This is a genomic window from Clostridium sp. OM05-5BH (genome assembly GCF_003481505.1).
Classification (GTDB): Bacteria; Bacillota; Clostridia; order Lachnospirales; family Lachnospiraceae; genus Otoolea; species Otoolea fessa.
On the sequence record NZ_QULJ01000012.1, the window covers coordinates 23,231 to 44,418 of the forward strand.

Consider the following 21,188-nt stretch of genomic DNA (forward strand, 5'->3'; position numbering starts at 1 on the left):
GCCTTCCGATGCTGTTTCCTATTAGTTAAACAGTTCCTCCGGAACAAACCATAAACCATTGTTATTCTTGTCTAAATATTCTTTGAATTCATCGGAGTGGTAAGCAGCAACGATATCTTTTGCCCACTGAGCATCTTTATTTTCCTCTTTTACAACGACCTGCAGAATCAGATGCGGCAGAATATCTTCCTGAAGAAGGGCAGTGGATGGATCGATTCCTGCATTGTATACAATACTTCCGGTGATAACCGCATAATCAAAGTCATCTAAAACAGCTGGAATATTGGTGGAGTTCATTTCGATAAATTCGATGTTGTAAGGGTTTTCCGTGATGTCTGCCTGGGTGACAGTGGAGAGATCCACATCCGGGTTTAAGGTGATCCATCCGGCTTTCTGTAAGAGTACATAAGCGCGGGCTGTGTTGGCGGCATCGTCCGGAACGGCTACTTTGGCACCGTCATGAATGGCGTCCAGAGAGGTTTCAGTGGCAGAAAAGATGGCAGCCGGAACGGTAGGAATCGGGGAAATCGGAACCAGGTTACCTTTCTGGGCTTCGTTGAAATTTTCGGCATAAGCGGTATGCTGCTCTACATTGAAATCGATTTCGCCGTCATTTAAAGCAAGGTCATTCTGGAGAAGGTCAGAGAAATCAACCTCGGTGAGTGTATAGCCCTCTTTTTCCAGAATTGGTTTGATGGCATCCTCAAATAAGACAGTGTACGGACCGGCAGCTTTTCCGTATTTGAGCTCCTTCTTATTAGAATTGGAAGCATCGGCGGAAGCAGCAGATTCGGCGCTGGAAGAAGCAGCTGCAGTATCAGCAGCGGAGCTTCCAGCATCACTCTTTGAGCAGCCTCCCAGAACAGCAGCTGCGAGGATCAGACCGGCGGTCAGGGTGGTTCTTACATAAGCTTTTACATTTTTCATAATTGAGTTCTCCTTTTTCTTTTAAGTGTATTTAAATTAGCAGTTTCTTCAATAGAAATAAGTTATAAGTTACTGATGTGTCCGTCTCTTCTGTGACAGCCGGTTTCCCAGACTCTGGATGATCCAGACAAATGCGATCAGGATGAAAACGGTCGCAAACATTAGCGGGAAGTTAAAGGTCTGATAGCCGTAGGTCAGGGCGATGTTTCCGATGCCGCCGCCTCCGATGTAGCCAGCCATCGCAGTTGCTCCGATGAGGGCGATGGTTCCGGTTGTCAGAGCCAGGATAACCGAAGCAAATGCTTCCGGAAGTACAAAATGAACGATAATCTGGAACGTGGTCGCTCCCATCGACTGGGCTGCCTCGATGATGCCGCCGCCGACTTCCAGAAGCGATGTCTCAAGAAGTCTTGCTAAAAATGGGGCGGTATAGATAACTAACGGCACGATAGCCGCCCTGGTACCGATCCGGGTGCCGACGATGATTTTCGTAAAGGGCATTACACATACCAGAAGGATGATAAACGGTGTGCTTCGGATGATGTTGATGAAACCGTTTAAAATCGTGTAAAGCAATGGATTTTCCTTGAGCCCGCCTTTGCGGGTCAGCCATAAGACAATAGCGATGAAAAATCCGACGATGGAACCGATAATCAGGGAAAAACCGACCATATACAGGGTTTCCCAACCGGCCTTGATGAGTTTGTCCGGCGAAATGCCTAAATACTGCTGAATCATGGTAATACAACCTCCTTATATTCTTCGTTTGATTCGAGAATGTAGCGCTCGGCTTTTTTGATTTCCTCGTCGCTTCCGATGAAGAGGACGAGCATGATGCCGACGACGATGCCCTGAATAACGTTGATGGTGGAGTAGAGAATGTTGGTTTCCACCTCAAACCGCCGGTTGATATCCCAGAGAAGCGGCTCGGTGCTATCTGTATTTTCCAGCTTGATGCGGAGCAGGCGGCTGTTCCGCGTTTCCCGGCGGATGCTCTCGACGAGCGGTTCCGGAATAACGTCGTGGATGAGATTGCCGACAAACCGTTTGGCGATATCGGACTGCGGGTCTGAGAAAACCTGAATGACAGAGCCCGTTTCTACGACTTTACCGAAATCCATGACGGCGACTTTATTACAGATTTTCTGGATGACATTCATCTCATGTGTGATAATCACAATTGTAATATGAAGAGTTTCATTAATCTTCTTTAGCAAATCGAGAATGGAATCGGTCGTTTTCGGGTCGAGGGCGCTGGTCGCCTCATCGCAGAGAAGAATCGACGGATTATTTGCAAGTGCCCTTGCGATACCGACACGCTGTTTCTGTCCGCCGGAGAGCTGTCCCGGATAGTAGGACTTCTTATCGGAAAGTTCGACGAACTCCAGCAGCTCATTCACACGCGCTTCGATGTCTTTTTTGGGGGTGCCGTTTAGTTTCAGGGCAATCGCGACGTTGTCGTAAATTGTCTTGGATTCCAGGAGGTTGAACTGCTGGAAAATCATTCCGATTCCCTTTCGGAGGCTGCGAAGCTCTTTTGCACTCAGGCTTCCAATGTCCTTATCTTCAACGAAAATCTTTCCGGAAGTCGGTCTTTCCAGGGCGTTTACCATTCGGATCAGGGTGGATTTTCCGGCACCGCTGTAACCGATGACGCCGTAGATATCGCCCTTTTCGATTTCGAAGGACACATCCTTCAGTGCTTCAAATGCACCGTCTTTCGTCTGGAATGTTTTACTTAAATGTTCAAATCGAATCATTTCTGGTCTCCTTTAACTTTGTTTATCTGGGGAAGCACATTTTTAAGGGATAATTGCTGAAAAATGACTTCTGTATGTGTCGCGTTTTTTATACGAATGATATATCTGGATGCAATATAAATATTTAATTTTGCATACTGAAATATAAATGGGTACAAAAAAGGAGGTCTGGTTGTCCAGACCTCCTAAATTGGATTGTATCTATCACTTTCCAGTGAAAGCAAGATGAGAAAAACCTCATGAAGATATCATCCAGTTATCTGTCTGCACAACAAAAGTAAGAGTGTCACAGCAACAGCAGCACATACACTCCATACAACAACACATAGCAGACATAACTGAATAAGATGTTCTCATGATGGTTTCCTCCTTTCCTTAAAATTCATAAACGATTATAAAAATATATTTCCTACTTGTTTTGTGGGTTTTAAATGATAGCTCTTATTATAGCGCGGAAATGAGATTTGTCAATCATTTTTTTATTTCATAGGAAATTGTGTCCTATGAAATAAAAAACGCTCCGCGAGAATGTGCCAAGGCACATTCTTTTTCATATCATCCAATACCGCCCAATGCGATGCCTAATATTAATACCAGCACACACACTGGAATATAAATATAGCGGCACACCGGTACAAACCATTTTGAAAATTTCTTTTCGCGGCCTTTGTTGACCTGCGTTTCTGCATAGTCTTTTCCGAATACCCAGAAGAACATGATTCCGGCGAGTCCGGCGCCGAGGGGGCAGATGTAGATGGAGAGGACGTCCATCCAGTCGGAGACGATGCCCTGGATTAACAGGGAGACGGCAGCTCCGATGATACCGATAACCGCGCAGGCAGGGACGCGGCCGAGGTGGAGTTTTTCCTGGACGGTGGCGATCGGTGCTTCGTAGAGGTTGAGCAGGGAGGTCATCCCAGCGAAGAGAACGGCTACGAAGAAAATGATCGCGATCAACGTACCGCCCGGCATTGAGCGGATGAGGTTCGGGAGGTAGATGAAGAGAAGTCCCGGACCACCCTGATCAAGTTTTGCACCGGTGGTTGCCATTGCCGGGATGATGACGAGGGCGGCGAGAATCGCGGCGATCGTATCAAACAGGGCAACCCGCGCGGCAGATGCTGGGATGTTTTCCTCATCGGAGAGGTAGGAACCGTAGATTAAGGTTCCGTTTCCGGCGACGGACAGGGAGAAAAATGCCTGCCCCAGTGCGAAAATCCATGTTTTTGGGTCTGCGAGGATCTCAGGATCGATGCGGAAAATGTAGCGGTAACCCTGCATCGCACCCGGCTGGAATGCTACGTAGATGCCTAAAAAGACAAACAGGATGAAGAATACCGGCATCATCAGCTTGTTGGCGTTCTCGATTCCGCTTCCGACGCCGAACATCAGAATCAGAATGCAGAAGAAGAGGGCGGCAAGCTGCCAGCCATTGTTTCCAAATGCGGACGCCATCGAGCCGAAAGCAGAGGCAAAACCGTCTGTGTCGGCCGGGGCAAGCGTGGCACCGGTAAAGGCTCCGATGGCATATTTTAGGATCCAGCCCATGACGACGGTATAGCCGATCGCCATCGCGAGGGAACCGGCTGCCGGGATGAAACCGAGCGCGTCACCCAGTTTGCGCCTGCCGCGTGTCTCGCAGGCAGCGCCGAACGCGTCGATTGGACCGGAGCGGGTGCCGCGTCCCAGGCACATTTCCCCGATGACACCCGTGGAGCCGATCAGGGCGACGAAGATAAAGTACGGGATCAGGAACGAGCCGCCGCCGTACAGGGAGACGCGGGTGGGAAACATCCAGAGATTTCCCATGCCGACCGCTGAGCCGATACAGGCGAGGATGAAGCCCCACTTACTGTTGAAAGATTCTCTTTTTTCCATGAAATTGTAACTCCTCAAACATTATATAAGATTTGCCGCAAATATCTGGGAGTCCGCCGATTGGAAGCGGTCAGGTAGATGTTTGCATAAGTCCATCTATTATACCAGAAGAGAGGCATTGCTTTCAAGTGGCAGAGCGCGCGAATCGTATGTTTTAGGGGAAAAGGCGATCTAAAGTAATTGCCGGTGGACCGTTACAGGGAAATACCTTGATTTATAGGGTGGAAAGATGGTATTCTATAGAGGACGGCAGCGGCGAGCTTTGGGAGGGTGGCGCCGCGGCAGAGCAGATTCGAAAAGGAGAAGGTAGCACAATGAAAAACGCAAACAGGATTCCGGAGACGTTTCAGACGGATGCGGAATACAGACAGTGGATGGAGCGCTGGCAGCAGGAGGCGCGGGAGGCGACGATCGAGGGATTTAAGCAGAACCGTAAGTTAAACGGCATGACACAGACGGAGCTTGGCAGAAAGGCGGGGATTTCCCAGCCGAATATCACCCGCTTCGAGAGCGGCAGCTACAATCCGTCGCTGGATTTTATGGTAAAGATCGCAGCGGCGATGGGGAAAAGGGTACAGATTACATTGGTAGATGAATAAGAGGCGTGCGCCGAGGCGCACAGGGACCATTTGGGGAATAAACAGGGGAGACAGCGGTGTGTGTGAGGCTGTCTCCCCTGTTTTTAATGAGTGCATTTCAGCGACGATTCAATAAACCGTGAAATCATATTCCACTCATAGCTCTGTTCCAGCCACGCAAATTTGATCGGGTACCGCGCTTCTTCCCCGAGCGTAAAGACATGGAGTGTATCCAGCTGTTCCTTGCTGAGAATAGAAAATGCGAGGTTTTTTGGGCTGATGCAGGCACCTTTTCCCATCGCGCAGAGGGCAAGCAGGGTAGCGATGTTGTCAGAGCAGGCATGAACCGAGGGGACGAAGTTGTCTGTCGCGAGGATATTCCGCCCGATGCGTCCGACTAGATCATGTTCACGGTTTAGGAGAAACGGACATGGAGCCAGAAGGGAGTAGCGGTGATGGCGGCTGACTTCCTGGATAATGGCTTCGGTCTGTTTGCCGTAAATGTTCTGCAGCAGGGCAGTGGAGACGATGAGAACCATCTCTTCCTCATAGAAATCCCGCAGAATGATGCCGGGAATGCGAACTGAAAAATTGGCGATCGCCAGATCAATTGTGCCGTCCAGCAGGTATTTTTGCAGCACATCGTTGGAAGATTCGACGAGTTCCACATCCACGCCGGGATATTCCTTTTGAAAGGCGGCGATCAGCTCCGGCATGATGGCGTGTCCGCGCGTGAATGCGATGCCGATCCGCAGTTTTCCTGTCTGGTTATTTAAAATATCGCCAAATTAGTGAAGCATACAGTCATATTTTGTATTAAATTCCGTTGCATAGCGCAGAAATACCTCCCCCGCATAGGTAAGCTCCAGCGGGATGTGACGGATTAGGAGCGGACATCCAAGCTCCCGCTCGATTCCGGCGATATGGGCGCTTAATGTCTGCTGGGTAATATGCAGCGCATCGGCGGCCCTAGTGAAGCTGCGGTTTTTCGCAACCGCGGCAAAATATTCCATTGATTGAAAATTCATATTCGAATGACTCCTCTTTTCCCAAAACTTTCATCTTAAGTTTCTAAAAAGCATCTGACTATAAAAGTGGTCCTTCCAACTCAAACACCGTCCGCTGCAGCTGCGCGATCAGCAGGCTGGCAGCTGGGGACGCTTTTTTTGCTGACGGAATCCGGACGCCGAGCACGCGCTCCATCGGCGGATTGAGCGGCAGCCGGACAACATTTTTAGAAATATCACGGACGACCAGCTCCGGCAGGATGCAGACCCCCAGGTTGTGGCTGACCATCGCGAGCATGGAGTAGGTGTTCTGCGAGGTAAACGACGGCTTTGGCGGTGTGATGCCGAGCTGCTGGAACTGGCGCAGCAGGTCATTTTCACCTTTTTCTTCTATATAAGAAACCTTGGGGAGATCCTTTAAGTCAAAGCGCTCATATTCAGCATAAGGGGAATCGTTCGCGCAGACAGCCAGGTAGGGTTCTTTTTTCAGGGGAAGCCAGTCCATCTTTCCGTCCGGGTGGGGGCCGACGATGCCGAAATCGATGGAGCTATTTTCCAGCCATCCTTCAATCTCCTGTGAACACCCCTCCAGCACTTCAACGGTCATATCCGGGTAATCGGTAAGAAACTTTTTGAGGGCGGGCGGCAGCCATTGGACGGAAGCGCTTAAGTAAGCGCCGATCCGGATGTGCCCGGTCTGGACACCCCGGATGGAGGCAGCTGTCTGATCAAAATATTCCGCCGCCGCCAGCGTCCGCCGGATCGGGGAAAGCAGTGCCTCGCCGTTCCGCGTCAGGGCAAGTCCCCTCTGGGAACGCGAAAACAGGGAAAACCCGAGTTCTGTTTCAATATTTCGCAGCATATGGCTTGCCGCCGACTGCGTGTAACCGTTTTTCTGGGCGGCACGCGTCAGGTTATTTTCTTCTGCAATGGCTAAAAAAAGCCGCATATCTTTGAGATCCAAAAAATACTCCCTCCATTTTCGTAATAAGCGTTCGGTCTGATTCATAAAATGTACAGAGCTGACAGATACCAAAGGAGGATGAGAAGATTTGTAAGAATTATGTAGAATACGAATCTGATTCATACGGAATATCCGGGCGGATTACATGGGTGCGTGTGCGGCGGACATTCATTCCGATGGCTCTGCCAAGTGTCCCTAGTATATCATATTCGTGAAAGAAATGGGAGAAAAAGATAGAAATATGCCCACGATCTCAAATACAACATAAAAATTTCATTTAAATGAAACACACAAAAGGTTAAAAAATAAACAAATGGTAAACAAAATTCATGAAACTCCGAAAGAAAATGGACAAAATTCCGAACGGGAGTCTAACGGAAAATGGTGCAGTTGTAGACAAAATATCATGATATCTTGTGCATTTATACTAATTGACGCCCGAAAAAGTGCAATTTATTTCATGAAAAAAACAGGGGAATTCATGATTCTACGCTATATCATGAAAATTCTGCATAATAAATTCAAATAATTTTGTTGAACAAATTTCACTTTAGTGATATAATTTTTTCAAAAGCAAGAAGTTTTTTGAGCGAATTGAAAAACTTGCTTAGCCAGCGCGCGGCACTACATCAAATAAAGGGGGAACTTTATATGGAAGCAATTAACAACATCGTCAATATGTTGAACGGACCCATTTGGGGCGTTGGAATGTTAGTTCTGATTGTTGGCAGTGGTTTATACTTTACAATCCGTCTCGGCTTTTTCCAGTTTGTTCATTTTAAAGATATGTGGAGCCGAATCATTGATAAGTCGGAGTCTGAATCCGGTATTTCTTCATTCGCATCCTTCTGTACAACCATGGCGATGCGTGTTGGTACCGGTAACGTAGCCGGTGTAGCCGTAGCTCTTTACATGGGCGGACCTGGCGCACTCTTCTGGATGATCATCGCTGGTATGACAAACTCTGCTGTTTGTTTTACTGAGTGTACATTATCCGTACTTTATAAGAACCGTATCGATGGTCAGTATCGAAGCGGCGGTGCTTACTGTGCTGAGAGAGGTCTTGGCTGGAAAGCTTATGGTACCTTCTATGCAGCATTCTTCGGACTGGGCGTTGTATTATTCATGCCGGCAGCAGCTACCTATACAATCTGCGATGGATTTAAGAACGCTTTAGGTATTCCGATGTGGATTACGGCTCTGGTTATCGCACTGGCTATGGCAGTTGTAGTTATGGGTGGTGTTAAACGAATCAGTTCTGTAGCATCTATGCTGGTTCCGCCGATGGTAGGCATTTACCTGATTGCAACAGTTGTTATCTTAATCGCAAACGCAGGTCAGATTCCGAGCGTTATCGCTCAGGTTGTATCCTGTGCATTTGGTTCCAAAGAAGCTCTTCTGGGCGGCGGCGTTGGTATCGCTATCCAGCAGGGTGTTAAACGAGGCACATTCTCATCTGCATCTGGTATGGGTGAGTCCATGCCGACCGCAGCAGCAGCAGAGACCAGCCACCCGATTAAACAGGGTATGGCAAACGCAGCTGGTGTTTGGCTGGATACCGTTATCGTATGTACCGCTTCTGGTCTGATGATGCTCTTAAGCGGATGCTACAATACACAGTTTGGTTACATCGGTGGTACCGGTGCAATGCACGATCAGATGGCTCAGTTAGCAGCAGATGGAACATATGGCGTTATTTTCGTTCAGAATGCCTGCAGCACCGTTATGGGAAGTATTGCTCCTCTGTTCATTGCTATCATGCTGGCTCTGTTCTCCTTTACATGCTTAATCAGCTACTATTATGAGGGCGAGACTTCGGTTCTTTACCTGTTCCAGGGCGATGATAAAGCAGCTACCCGTAAAGTAGTTATCAGAATTATGCAGATTGTTATGCCTATCCTTATCTTCATCTGGGGCAATATCGATTCCGGTCTGGCTTGGAATCTTTCTGACCTTGCACTTGGTGGATCTACATGGATCAACATGTTAGTTGTACTGCTTCTGTCTCCGAAGGTATTTGCACTGTACAAAGACTACGAAGAGCAGATGAAAGCAAAGAAAGACCCGTACTACAACCCGGATAAGCTTTGCTGGAAGGGCGTAGACGTTGAGATGTGGAAAGACATCAACAAAAAACGTATCGCAGAAGATAAATAATCGGATGTGAATCGTTACATATTATTAGATATAGAGTTTAACTCCTAGAGTCTAATATAAAAGGCAGTCCCTGTCGTGTGGCAGGGGCTGTTTTTTTGTTTCATAGGATGTTCCTATGAAACAAAACGCTCCGCTTCACGTGTACAAGTGCTAAAACTGTCCGCCATTGACGGAAACTGTCCTCCCAGTAAAGGCGGGCTGTTTGTTGGAAACAAAAAAAATGAGAAGAATTTGTGGTTGAACACAATTGAAAGAGGAAGGGCTGAATTGCTATAATAATCACATATCAATGAGCGAATCTGAAAATAAACACAAAAAAGAAGAAAATGCCATGAGATGTACGTCTCTTTGGCGGGATAAACCGAAAGGTTTCAGCAGTAAAGGAGGACCAAATGAAAAAAAGACGTGTTTTGAGTGTTGTATTGGCAGCGTCGATGTTTGCTATGCTTTTAACTGGATGTGGCGGTGGGAATCAAGGTAGTGCAGAAGGAAGCCAGGCGGCAGCAATCGGACAGGGGGTAGCGGAAGCGGAAAGCTGCATCAAGATTGGTGTGTCCGGTACACCGGATCTGGATCCGGCCATTGTAAATACTGGTTCTAGCTTAATTGCAGCGATCAATATTTATGATACACTGATATTCCCGTCAAATGAAGCGGATGAAGGCGTTATCCCGAGAGTGGCAGAAGATTGGACAATCAGTGAGGATGGTCTTACATATACTTTCAACCTGAAGAAAGGAATTAAATTCCATAATGGGGATGAATTAACAGCTTCGGATGTTGTGTATTCGATGGATCGTCTGTTAACGATTGGTGAGGGATATGCTTATATTTTTACAAGCTATGTTGAGCCGGGAACGACAGTAGCCGTCGATGATTATACAGTTGAGTTTCATCTGAAACAGGCATATGGACCATTTATTAACGCTCTGGTTCGTTTGTATATCCTGAATGAAGATGAAGTAAAGGCAAATACACAGTCAACCGGAAATTACGGTGAGAATGGTGACTACGGAAGAACCTATCTCCTGACACATGATGCAGGTTCGGGTGCGTATAAAGCAGTTGAACTGGTACAGCAGGATTATTTCTATGCTGAGCAGAATCCGGATTGGTTTATGGGATGGGAGAATGAGAAAGCTCCGAAAGCTTTCAAACAGATGGCTATCACCGAAGCAACCACAGTTCGAACGATGATCAACAATAAAGAGATGGATATCACAGATACCTGGCAGAGTGTTGAGACATTGTCTGCATTAAGCAAGATAGATGGTATTTCGATTGCTAAATACAGCAATGGTCTGGAATATAATGTATACATGAACACACAGGCAGCTCCGATGGATGATATTAATTTCCGTCGTGCGATGAACTGCGTAATTGATTACGATACGATCCTTAATTCTATTTTCCCAGATTCCGTTAAGGCAACCGGTCCGGTTCCAGCAGGTGTTATGGGTCATGTAGATACAAAGGCTTTTAAATTTGATATTGAGCAGGCTAAGAAATACATCGCAGCATCTAAATATGCAAATGATTATGCAAACTATCCGATCGAAATTGTTGTTAACTCGGATGTATCTGACCTTGAAAAGATTGCACTGATGATGCAGTCAGCAGCAAAAGAAATTGGAGTGACAATTACAATTGCAAAAGCTCCGTGGGTTTCTCTGATTGATCAGATGGGTTCAGTAGAAACTTCTCCGCAGATTACAATTATCAACTCTGCTCCGCCGTTCGATGATGCAGGTATCTATTTACAGAGCCGTTATGGAGATGAGACAAAAGGAACCTGGGAGAATGGTGAGTGGTTAGCTGATTCAACCGTTAACGATATGATTGAAGATGCACTTGGAACTACAGATACGGATGAGCGTCTTGCAAAATACGCAGATATCCAGAACTATATTGTTGATGAAGTCTGTCCGAGCGCTTGGCTCTGTGACCTTTCAGAGAGATGTGCTTACCAGAGCTCTTATGTTACCTGGCCGTTTGTAGAGCAGGGTGGCGTTCCACAGTGTGTAAATGGTTATAGTCAGGTTTACTCTGAATTTGAGTATAATCTGGATCAAAAGTAAGATTTGTGAAAGGCTCTGCTGCAAAATAAAACATATTTATAATCTAAATATATGATTTTGCAGCATCCTTTTTGCAGACAGTAAGAGGTGAAGCGTAGTGATTAAATACATAATAAAACGGCTATTGATGGGAATCCTGGTATTGTTTGGAACATCATTATTGATATTTACCATTGCCAGAGTTGTTCCCGGTGATGTAGCTACCATCGCTCTGGGAGCCAGAGCCACTGAGGCAGCTAAAGAAGCGCTTCGCATGGAGATGAACCTCTATGATCCGTTCCCGGTTCAATATGTAAAATGGCTCACTAGTGCAGTAACAGGAAATTTTGGAAACTCTTTTGTAACTAAGAGACCGGTAGCCATGGACGTGGCACAGTTTCTTCCAGCAACATTGGAATTGATTATCATGGCTGGTGTATTTATGGTAATCGGAACATTTATTCTTGGACTTCTGGCTGGTAAATACAAGAATACATGGGTAGATGGTTTGATTCGAGTTCTGTCTTATATCGGAGTAGCACTTCCGGCATTCGTAATCGGAATTCTGCTTTTGCTTCTGTTTGGATATAAATTACAGGCAATTCCGGTTTTGGGACGGTTAAGCACAACACTGGTAGCTCCGAAAACGGTAACTGGATTTTTTGTGCTGGATGCGTTGCTGGCAGGTGATTTCACAGTGGCCTGGGATGCATTTTTACATTTGCTTCTTCCGGCACTTGCACTTGCCGTACCGCCGATGGTTCAGGATGCCAGAATCCTTCGCTCTTCTCTGGTTGATAACTCAGCCAAAGAATATATGGCAGTTTCTACGGGACATGGACTTCCTCCGAACCTGTTGATCAGGAAGTATCTTCTGAAACCGTCAGCAACCTCGGCAATTACGACCATGGGTATGGACTTTGCGTCTTTGATGGGAAATGCATTCCTGGTAGAGCGTATTTTCAACTGGCCTGGTATTTCCAGATATGGAATTAATGCAATGTTGTTTAAGGATTTAAATGCTATATGTGCGGTTGTTTTGATTATCGGTATTACATTTTTTGTAGTGAATCTGGTGGTAGACCTGATTGTGGCTGCTCTGGATCCTAGAATGCGGAAGGGAGGAAGTAAGTAATGAGTACGCAAGGTGAAACAAAAGCGGCTCGTAAACCGCTTCTATCTCCATCCACAAGAGAGAATCTCCGAATTTATAAATACAAATTCAGTCGCAATAAACTGTCAGTATTTGGACTTGTGCTTGTATTGCTTTCGTTTTTCTTCGCAATTTTTGCAGAAGTAATTGTTCCGCATCCGGAAAGCATCGGTAGTTTTGTTGATTACGCAAATGCCAGCCTTCCGCCTTGTAAGGACTACTTATTTGGAACTGATCAGATGGGACGTGACGTTTTTTCGCGAGTTATCTTCAGTTTCCGCGGTGCACTGATTATGAGTATCGTTGTTCTGGCTATTTCTGTTCCGGTAGGAACGGTACTTGGACTTTTGGCCGGATATTATCATGGAACTAAGATAGATGCAGTTATCATGAGAATCTCGGACGTATTCCTTTCTGTACCGTCTCTGATTCTGGCACTGTGTGTAGCTTCGATTCTGGAACCGAACATGATGAACTCCATGCTCGCAGTAACAATTATGTGGTGGCCGTGGTATACACGACTTGTATACAGCCAGGCATCATCTATTTCGGAAGAATACTTTGTTAAAAATGCAGAATTAATAGGAGCTTCCAAGGCGCACATTCTCTTTAGAGAAATTCTTCCTAATTGTTTGTCTCCTATTTTTACAAAAATGGCGCTGGATGTAGGCTGGGTTATTCTGATGGGAGCGTCCTTGAGTTTCGTTGGTCTGGGTGAACAGCCTCCTACACCGGCATTTGGACAGATGATTTCTGACGGTGCTGCATTAATGCCGGATATCTGGTGGCTGACAATATTCCCAGCTGCTGGTATTGCATTTATGATTTTAGGCTTTAACTTCCTGGGAGACGGTATCCGCGACATGTTTGATAAGGGAGGACACTAAGGATGAGAGAAAACATTTTAAATATTGAAGACCTCTCCATTTGGTATCGTACCTATCGCGGTTATTCTAAAGTGGTTGATCATATCAATCTGCAGGTAGGAAAAGGAGAGAAAATAGGTCTGGTTGGTGAGTCTGGCTGTGGCAAGACAACAACAATGAAAACAGTAATGGGAGTTCTGGGAAAGGATTTAATCCATGTTCCAGATGGCAAGATAGATTTTGCAGGAAAAAATGTTCTGGAAATGAAGCAATCAGAACTTTTACAGTTACGACGAACCGGAATATCCATGATTTCTCAGTCCCCTATGTCAGCGTTGAATCCAGTATTTACAATTGGTCAGCAGCTGACAGATATTATCAAGTATTCCGGTCTTTATAAAAAGAATGATAAAAAAGCCATCACGGAGGCAGCACATCAGGCACTTACCAGTGTTATGTTGTCGGATCCGGATCGTATTATGGCAAGTTATCCACATCAGTTATCAGGAGGCATGAGGCAGCGCGTCTGTATTGCATCAGCGTTGGTTACACCGAAGGAACTCTTGATTGCGGATGAACCGTGTACAGCACTGGATGTTACAATTCAGGATCAGATTCATCATCTTTTACGAGTGCTTGTAGAAGAAAAGAAACGTTCATTGATTATGATTACTCATTCTCTTGGCGTGGCCAGAGAACTGGTAGACCGAATCTATATCATGTATGGTGGAAATATTGTGGAGACATGTCGGACAGAAGACTTGTTTAAATCGCCGTCTCATCCATATACGCAGGGACTTCTTTCCTGTGTACCGAGGCTTTCAGGCGGCGGATTATCAGCAGGAATTTACGGTTATGTACCAGATTATGTAAATCCTCCGGAAGGATGTCGATTTGCACCTAGATGTCCATACGCAACGGAAATATGTAAGAAAAAACGTCCGCCAGTAGTGGAGATTGAACCGGAACATAAAGTTGCCTGTTTCCGCTATGCAGATGGAAAAACGGAAAAGGAGGGGGCGGAGTAATGGGAAAAGAATTATTGATTGCAAAAGATTTAAAGCAGTATTTCCCCATTGGAAAGGATCGCTTTGTCCGTGCCGTTGACGGAGTTAATTTTTCCATCAATGAAGGAGAGGTTATGGGACTGGTAGGCGAGTCCGGTTCCGGAAAGAGTACGATTGCCTATACAGTTATGGGAATGTACCGTCAGACGGATGGAGAGATTATTTTTAACGGGCAGACCATTACGAATAAGACAAAGGGACGAAGCAAAGATTTTCGCCGGGATGCACAGATTGTATTTCAGGATCCGGGTTCATCCCTGAATCCGTATCAAGATGTTCGTCAGATTTTAAGTCTTCCTCTTCGTGTACACAATGTAGTTTCAAAAGACGGGATAGATGACAAAATTCGTGAAATTCTTCAGATGGTAGAATTGCCGCCGGATTTCATGTATAAGACGCCGAACTCCATCGGAGGCGGCGAGCGTCAGCTGGTATCGATTGCCAGAGCTCTTTGCAGCAATCCGAAATTTATTATTTTGGATGAGCCAACTTCTTCTCTGGATGTTTCTATTCAGGCGAAGATTCTGAATATGCTGATGAAGCTGAAGGAAGAGCAGAAGTTGACATATATGTTTATTACACATGATATGGGTGTTATGAGAAACGTATCCACAAAGATTGCTATTATGTACTTGGGCAAGATTTGTGAGATTGCTCCAACAAAAACATTCTATGAAGCACCAATGCACCCATATACACAGATGCTGCTTTCGGCGATTCCGGTTGTTACACCGGAAGAAGAAGCATTGAAACCAAAGAAAGTGAAGAGTGAAGGGGAAATTCCATCTCCTGTTAATATTCCAAGTGGCTGTAGTTTCCACACCAGATGTGCCTTTAAGCAGAAAATCTGTATGGAAGTGGATCCTGAAATGCAGGAAGTAGAACCTGGTCACTTTGTCCGATGCCATTTGTGTGGAAAATGTAAATAGTGATTCAGAGATTCCCGAATGCCGGGAATTAAGAATAAAAAAGACACATTGTCCCAAGAGACAATAGAATGGAGGGTGTTATGTTAGAATATGAAGTTCTCGATGCTTGTTTGAAGCTGCTTCGCGACATGTTCATGTTGAAACCTGGAGAGACAATTGCGATTACAACTGATACAATGTCCAGTGATGAGATTGTAGAAGCAACTGCACAAGCAGCAGTGATTCTCGGAGCTAAGCCACTTATCTTTAAGATCGCTGCACCGGAAGGCGCAAAAGCTGGCGATAAAGATATGCCGATGAAAGCACTGATTGATGGTATTAAAGCTTGTGATGCCTGGGTAGAATTCAACTATAAGCTGATCTTCTATTCCACCGTTTATGACAAGATTACAGAAGATCCGAACAATCGTCCGAGATATATGAATCAGAACGGTGTTCATCCGGAACTGTTGGTTCGCAACATTGGTAAAGTAGACAACATTCTTCTGAACAAGTTTATCCAGGGATTCTCGGATTACTGTGAGGCAGGACATCATATGCGCTTTACAACTCCGGCAGGAACGGATTTGGAGTGTGATAATGAACCGGGTCGTGATTATGTAACGGCGGATGGATTCGTTCGTAAGAATGATATTAAGATGTTCCCAGGTCAGATCAGCTGGTCTCCGAACTTTGAGAGTGTAAATGGCGTGCTTGTGGTTGATGGAACTCTTTCTCCGCCAATCGGAGCATTACAGGGACCGGTTAAGTTCTATATCGAGAAGGGCTATATCAAAAAAATTGAAGGTGGAAGAGATGCTGAAAACTTCCGTGCATGGCTGGAGAGCTTCGATGATCCGAATATGTTCCTGATGGCTCATAGTGGTCTTGGATTTGGACCGATGGCACAGCTTAACGGCGACATCGTAGAAGATGAGCGTGTATGGGGCTGTACAGAATGGGGTATCGGAAATGTTGGTCCGCAGCTGGTATCTGATATGGAAGGTGGAATTGCCGCAGCTTCTCATTCGGACGGTATTGCATTGAACTGCAGCCTCTGGATTGATGGTGTGCAGGTTCTTGATGAAGGTAAAGTAGTAGGTCCGACGGAAGAGTTTGTAGAGCTGGCAAGACAGCTTGGCCACTAATCAATAAGTAATAAATTACGGAGAGGTACACGATGGATGTTCAGAAATTGCAGAATCTGATTTCAGAAAAACGGGAACAGATGGTTGCAGATATGATAGAGATGAGTTCGATACCTGCTGTCAATCCGAAGATGGGAGGCACCGGCGAATATGCAAGAATGCAGTGGATCATGCGATGGTTCGATAAGCGCCAGATCCCCTATGAGGTATACGAGGTTCCGGACGAAAATGTCAAAGAAGGCGTGCGCCTCAACGTAGTTGTGACAATCCCCGGAACTAAGCTTACGGATCGTTCTCTGTGGTTTATCAGCCATGTGGACACCGTAGGTCCGGGAGATTTAAGTGCCTGGGATACGGATCCTTTTACTCCTACAGTAAAGGATGGAAGAATCTATGGACTTGGATGTGAAGATAACAGCCAGTCAGTGATTACTACCATGTATGCATGCGAGGCGTTGTTTGCCGAACATATCCAGATAGATAGGAATTTGTGCTTCTATTATGCGTCGGATGAAGAAACTGGAAGTGATTTTGGCATGAAGGCACTTCTTGATAAAGGACTCATTCAGCCGAAAGATGAGGCAATTGTTCCGGATGGGGGCAGCGCGGATGGCTCTTTTGTTGAAATTGCAGAAAAATCGCAGATTTGGCTTAAATTTACAATAAACGGAAAAACATCTCATGCAGCGATGCCACATCTGGGTATCAATGCATGTTATATAGGAATGAAATTTGGTGTTGAATTGGAGGATGCTCTTAAAACGAGATATGATAAAGAAGACACCATGTTCAATCCACCAATGTCGACCTTTGAGGTGACACAAAAATTTGCCAATGTGGAAAGTCCTAATGTCATGCCGGGAAAAGATGTATTTTGTATGGATTTAAGAATTTTACCGGATTATTCAGTGGATGAAGTGATGGAGTTTATCCAAGGACTTATGAAGCAATATGAGGCAAAATACCCGGGAATTAACATGAATGTGGAGTATCTGACCCGGGTGGTAGCACCGCCGCCTACCTCGCCGGAAAGTAAGGTAGTACGGAGCTTGATGGAGGCAATCTCGGAGACGGGAACAAAGGCCTACTGCGGTGGTATCGGAGGCGGCACCTGCGGCGCCATTCTCCGGGAGAAAAATATTCCTGCTGTAATCTGGTCTACACTGGATGATATGTGTCATACACCAAATGAATATGTGGTAATTGATAACTTGGTTCGTGATACAAAGATTTATCTGGCTGCGTTGGCTAGATACGAAGAGTAGGATAAGAAAACAATAAAATGATAGGAGGTACACATACATGTACGAATTAGAGTTAACGAATGCGTGCTATAAGCTGCTTCATGATATGTTTGATTTGCAGCCCGGAGAATCCCTTGCTATTACGTGTGATACAGAGTCGAATATGGACGTTGTAAACGCAACAGCAAAAGCTGCTTTTGCTCTTGGGGCAAAACCGCTGGTCCTGAAAATGTCAACACCAAGAGACTGTGGAAAAGCCGGCGATATTGATATGCCGATTGAGCCGTTAGTGGCAGCTATCAAGGGATGTGATGCCTGGGTAGAGTATAACAATAAATGGATCTTCTATTCAACTGCATATGATAAGATTGTAGCGGATCCAGAAGATAGACCAAGATACATGAATCTGTGCGGAGTTAATCCGGAGCTGATGGTTCGTAATATTGGTAAAGTTGATAATAATCTTCTGACCAAATTTATCATGGCAATCTCTGATTTCTGTGAGGCTGGAAAACATTTTGTAATCACATCTCCAAATGGTATGCACCTGGAATGCGATAATGAGCCGGGTAGAGCTTATGTGACAGCAGACGGACATGTACGTAAGGGTGAAATTAAGATGTTCCCAGGACAGATTAGCTGGTCTCCGAACTTTGACAGCATCAATGGAACGATCGTTGTAGATGGTACTATCACACCGCCTCTGGGAGCTGTAAAGAATCCGATTACATTTACTATTGAAAAGGGTTATGTTACCAAGATTGAAGGCGAAGGAACTGATGCAAAGGCTTATGCAGAATGGATGAAATCATTCAATGACAAACAGATTTATCTGGTTGCGCATGGAAGCTTTGGTTTTGGACCGAATGCAATGCTCAATGGCGATATCGTAGAAGATGAGCGAGTATGGGGATGTACAGAGTGGGGATTCGGTAATGTTGGTCCTCAGCTTGTTTCGGATATTCCGGGTGGTATCCCGGCAGCAACCCATTCTGATGGTATTTGCTTAAACTGCAGCGTATGGGTAGATGGTGTTCAGATTCTTGACGAAGGTAGAGTTGTTGGCCCTACTCCTGAAATTGTAGAAATGGCACATCAGTTAGGTCATTGATCAGGATAGAAAAATAGGCAAGGGGGTGCTGCAGATTTGCAGCATCCCCCTTTTTTGAGGGTTTGTGTAATGTGTTGATTTTAACCTTTATTTTAGGTGCAGGTTCGGGCAATTTGTAGTATAATTAATCGCTATATAACACGACTCGGAGGTGCTGGCAGAATGATAAGAGCAATTGATATATTGAATCTGCCTTCCATGCGTGAAGGCTATATTGCAGCGGGAGGAAATGGTGCGTATCGTGTGATACGACGATTCGAGATTCTAGAAGAGACCTATCCAGCGGTTGTTCAGTATTTGGATGAGGGGATTTTTTATCTGACGAGTTTCTGGAGCCTGGCGGATAATAAAGAAAACCGGATACATCTGATTGAGGCGATGATCGAGCATCGATGTGCTGGGATCGGGATAATGCCTGGAAGTTACCTAAATGAGGAGATAGATCCTGAGATATTGAAATTGGGAAATGAATGTGGTTTTCCGATTTTATATATTCCTGTAACTGTTCGGTGGGGAGATATGGTTTCGGAATATAGCATCATCGCAAACAACAGCATGGAATCGATCGAACGCAGTTGGATGGATATGGCATTGGGGACCTTTGTTGATTTTCATGTGAATAAAGATCCGGATATGCTGTGCCGGAAAATGAGTGAGATTTTGCAGCTTCCGATTGTGATGAGTGCATTGACGGTTTACAGTTATGGAACAGAAGGAATTACGGTAGCTTTTTTGATTTCCCGGATTCAGAAGATACGACAGAATGAGGGGAATACGATGCAATCGCCGATGATGCTTCGAATTGATAGTTCACGCCTGGCAGTTGTATATTTTGGAGAAAACAGCATGGTGGCCTGCTGTCCGAGCCGGGGGTCAGTGCAGGAGAATATGCTTCAGCTATATCATCAGATGGCGCCTTATATAGTTCGGGAACTGGATAATATTTCTCAGGGCAGTAAAATACGAAAAATTGAACCAGCAATACCATACTACGGGAAAGCAAAAATATACATAGTGTTCATGCGATTTGATAGTTTTGACAAATCGAAATTAAACTTTGACAGAAAGTATATTTTGTATGAAAGTAACTATAATCAGAAATATTGTATTTTGTTAATTCCGGAAGAGGAAGGGATGAAATCGCCGTATGATGTTTATTGCAGGTTGTCAGAAGATAATAAACCGAATTTGTTTGTGTTTTCACAAAGAAAATATAAAAATAAGGAACTGCATCGAGAGATCATGCGAATAAAAAATTTATTGAATTCTCTTCTGTTTTTGAAGGGGCTTTACAGTATGGATGAGCTTTCTTTACTTTACCTGCTTACGAATGCGCCGAGGGAACAGAAAGTTCTTTTGTATTCGGCGGATCAATTAAAAATCAAATATTCAGATGAAGTGATAATTTTTTTGAACACACTTCGCCTTTATCTGGTTCTTCGCAGTATTAAAGAAGTATCACAGCTTTTGGGAATTCATGTTAATTCCGTAAAATATAGAATTGAAAAAGCAGTACAGTATATGGAAATGGGGAGCGATTTATCATTGAATGAAATATCATCGCTAGGAACACTTCTTTATCTGGAACGGATGACGGCAGAAAGACGTTAATGCACTCTGACTATCAGGAGGAGAAAGATGGATATTAGTATTATGGATGTGATAGGACCGGTTATGATAGGACCGTCCAGTTCCCATACAGCAGGGGCTGCAAGATTGGGAGGGGCTGCCCGCGCACTTTGCGGAAAAACGTTTAACAGAGCAGAATTTGGCTTACATGGATCGTTTGCGAAAACATATCGTGGACATGGAACTGATCTGGCATTACTTGCGGGTATTATTGGTATGAGTCCGGAAGACGGGCGGATTCCCGACGCGTTTCAGATTGCTACTGAACAAGGACTCGCCTGGAAATTTTTTGAAAAGCAGATGGAGGGAGTTCATGAAAACGCAGTAGAAATTCGCCTTTTTGATGGAGAGGAGCAGGTTCTTTGTATGGTAGGATCGTCTATTGGAGGTGGTCGTATCATGATTAATGATTTAAATGGCTGCCGGATTGATCTTTCAGCTGAGCTGCCTGCAATTGTGATTAGTCACATGGATCGAAAAGGCATGATTCATCAGATTACCAGCGTTCTTTTGGACGAAGACATGAATGTAGGAACTCTGAAGCTGACGAGAAATACGAAAGGAGAGCATGCACTGAGCATTATAGAGGTGGATGAGTCGGTGGATGATAAAATTCTTGAACGTCTTCGCCGGATTCCGGATGTATTGAGTGTACAGGCAGTACAGATATAACTTTCGGCAGGAAGGCCTAAGGTTACTGGACACGTATGCGTGAACAGTAACGGCCTAAGATA

At 45.1% G+C, this 21,188-nt stretch carries 19 protein-coding genes; 12 read left to right on the forward strand and 7 right to left on the reverse strand.

The genetic code is table 11. The features are described 5' to 3' along the window. Positions 1–21: 21 nt before the first annotated feature. The 4 genes from DXB70_RS12495 to DXB70_RS12510 form a co-directional block, all read right to left on the reverse strand. Entirely contained in the window at positions 22–927 is a 906-nt protein-coding gene (locus tag DXB70_RS12495) for a MetQ/NlpA family ABC transporter substrate-binding protein (RefSeq protein ID WP_118673422.1), read from the reverse strand. 69 nt (positions 928–996) lie between these two features. Continuing rightward, a complete protein-coding gene (locus DXB70_RS12500; protein WP_022360002.1) occupies positions 997–1,665 on the reverse strand; it encodes a methionine ABC transporter permease in 669 nt (222 codons plus the stop codon). After that, positions 1,662–2,687 carry an ATP-binding cassette domain-containing protein gene (locus tag DXB70_RS12505; protein WP_107000613.1) on the reverse strand — a complete coding sequence of 342 codons (1,026 nt, stop codon included), beginning with the start codon at positions 2,685–2,687 and terminating at the stop codon, positions 1,662–1,664. The genes DXB70_RS12500 and DXB70_RS12505 overlap by 4 nt, the downstream gene beginning before the upstream one ends. 555 nt (positions 2,688–3,242) lie before the next feature. Further along, a complete protein-coding gene (locus DXB70_RS12510) occupies positions 3,243–4,565 on the reverse strand; it encodes a sodium-dependent transporter (RefSeq protein WP_022360004.1) in 1,323 nt (440 codons plus the stop codon). Positions 4,566–4,879: 314 nt separating this feature from the next. Here DXB70_RS12510 and DXB70_RS12515 point away from each other — a divergent pair, with 314 nt between their 5' ends. Beyond that, entirely contained in the window at positions 4,880–5,164 is a 285-nt protein-coding gene (locus DXB70_RS12515; RefSeq protein ID WP_022360005.1) for a helix-turn-helix transcriptional regulator, read from the forward strand. An 83-nt stretch (positions 5,165–5,247) separates the two neighbouring features. Here DXB70_RS12515 and DXB70_RS12520 read toward each other — a convergent pair whose 3' ends face one another. Genes DXB70_RS12520 through DXB70_RS12525 form a run of 3 tightly spaced genes read right to left on the reverse strand, consistent with a single transcriptional unit; the run spans position 5,248 to position 7,114 of the window. After that, positions 5,248–5,922 (reverse strand): LysR family transcriptional regulator substrate-binding protein, encoded by a 675-nt coding sequence (locus tag DXB70_RS12520; protein WP_347559622.1) that lies wholly within the window; start codon positions 5,920–5,922, stop codon positions 5,248–5,250. A gap of 9 nt (positions 5,923–5,931) precedes the next feature. Next, a complete protein-coding gene (locus tag DXB70_RS14435; protein WP_243099967.1) occupies positions 5,932–6,171 on the reverse strand; it encodes a LysR family transcriptional regulator in 240 nt (79 codons plus the stop codon). A 58-nt stretch (positions 6,172–6,229) separates the two neighbouring features. After that, the gene (locus DXB70_RS12525; protein ID WP_181357188.1) at positions 6,230–7,114 is read right to left on the reverse strand and encodes a LysR family transcriptional regulator; all 885 of its coding nucleotides are present in this window, start codon (positions 7,112–7,114) and stop codon (positions 6,230–6,232) included. A 651-nt stretch (positions 7,115–7,765) separates the two neighbouring features. Between DXB70_RS12525 and DXB70_RS12530 the strand changes: the two genes are divergently transcribed. From DXB70_RS12530 to sdaAB, 11 genes are all read left to right on the forward strand, one after another. Further along, the gene (locus tag DXB70_RS12530; protein ID WP_118629077.1) at positions 7,766–9,271 is read left to right on the forward strand and encodes an alanine/glycine:cation symporter family protein; all 1,506 of its coding nucleotides are present in this window, start codon (positions 7,766–7,768) and stop codon (positions 9,269–9,271) included. Between the two features lie 392 nt (positions 9,272–9,663). Then, positions 9,664–11,349 carry an ABC transporter substrate-binding protein gene (locus DXB70_RS12535; protein WP_118629075.1) on the forward strand — a complete coding sequence of 562 codons (1,686 nt, stop codon included), beginning with the start codon at positions 9,664–9,666 and terminating at the stop codon, positions 11,347–11,349. Positions 11,350–11,446: 97 nt separating this feature from the next. Further along, the gene (locus DXB70_RS12540) at positions 11,447–12,463 is read left to right on the forward strand and encodes an ABC transporter permease (RefSeq protein WP_233430204.1); all 1,017 of its coding nucleotides are present in this window, start codon (positions 11,447–11,449) and stop codon (positions 12,461–12,463) included. Next, the gene (locus DXB70_RS12545; RefSeq protein WP_107000607.1) at positions 12,463–13,368 is read left to right on the forward strand and encodes an ABC transporter permease; all 906 of its coding nucleotides are present in this window, start codon (positions 12,463–12,465) and stop codon (positions 13,366–13,368) included. The genes DXB70_RS12540 and DXB70_RS12545 overlap by 1 nt, the downstream gene beginning before the upstream one ends. Before the next feature lie 2 nt (positions 13,369–13,370). Then, positions 13,371–14,375: an ABC transporter ATP-binding protein gene (locus tag DXB70_RS12550; protein WP_107000606.1), complete on the forward strand. Its 1,005-nt coding sequence runs from the start codon at positions 13,371–13,373 to the stop codon at positions 14,373–14,375. Next, the gene (locus DXB70_RS12555) at positions 14,375–15,343 is read left to right on the forward strand and encodes an ABC transporter ATP-binding protein (RefSeq protein ID WP_107000605.1); all 969 of its coding nucleotides are present in this window, start codon (positions 14,375–14,377) and stop codon (positions 15,341–15,343) included. The genes DXB70_RS12550 and DXB70_RS12555 overlap by 1 nt, the downstream gene beginning before the upstream one ends. Before the next feature lie 80 nt (positions 15,344–15,423). After that, on the forward strand, positions 15,424–16,470 hold the full coding sequence (locus DXB70_RS12560; protein ID WP_107000987.1) for a leucyl aminopeptidase: 1,047 nt from the start codon (positions 15,424–15,426) through the stop codon (positions 16,468–16,470). Positions 16,471–16,502: 32 nt separating this feature from the next. Beyond that, positions 16,503–17,735 carry a M20 family metallo-hydrolase gene (locus DXB70_RS12565; RefSeq protein WP_107000604.1) on the forward strand — a complete coding sequence of 411 codons (1,233 nt, stop codon included), beginning with the start codon at positions 16,503–16,505 and terminating at the stop codon, positions 17,733–17,735. A 37-nt stretch (positions 17,736–17,772) separates the two neighbouring features. Then, positions 17,773–18,825 (forward strand): leucyl aminopeptidase, encoded by a 1,053-nt coding sequence (locus DXB70_RS12570; protein ID WP_107000603.1) that lies wholly within the window; start codon positions 17,773–17,775, stop codon positions 18,823–18,825. 96 nt (positions 18,826–18,921) lie between these two features. Next, positions 18,922–20,436: a PucR family transcriptional regulator gene (locus DXB70_RS12575; RefSeq protein ID WP_147354015.1), complete on the forward strand. Its 1,515-nt coding sequence runs from the start codon at positions 18,922–18,924 to the stop codon at positions 20,434–20,436. Between the two features lie 27 nt (positions 20,437–20,463). Then, complete coding sequence (gene sdaAB / locus DXB70_RS12580; RefSeq protein WP_118491675.1) at positions 20,464–21,126, forward strand: L-serine ammonia-lyase, iron-sulfur-dependent subunit beta; 663 nt, start codon at positions 20,464–20,466, stop codon at positions 21,124–21,126. Positions 21,127–21,188 lie beyond the last annotated feature (62 nt).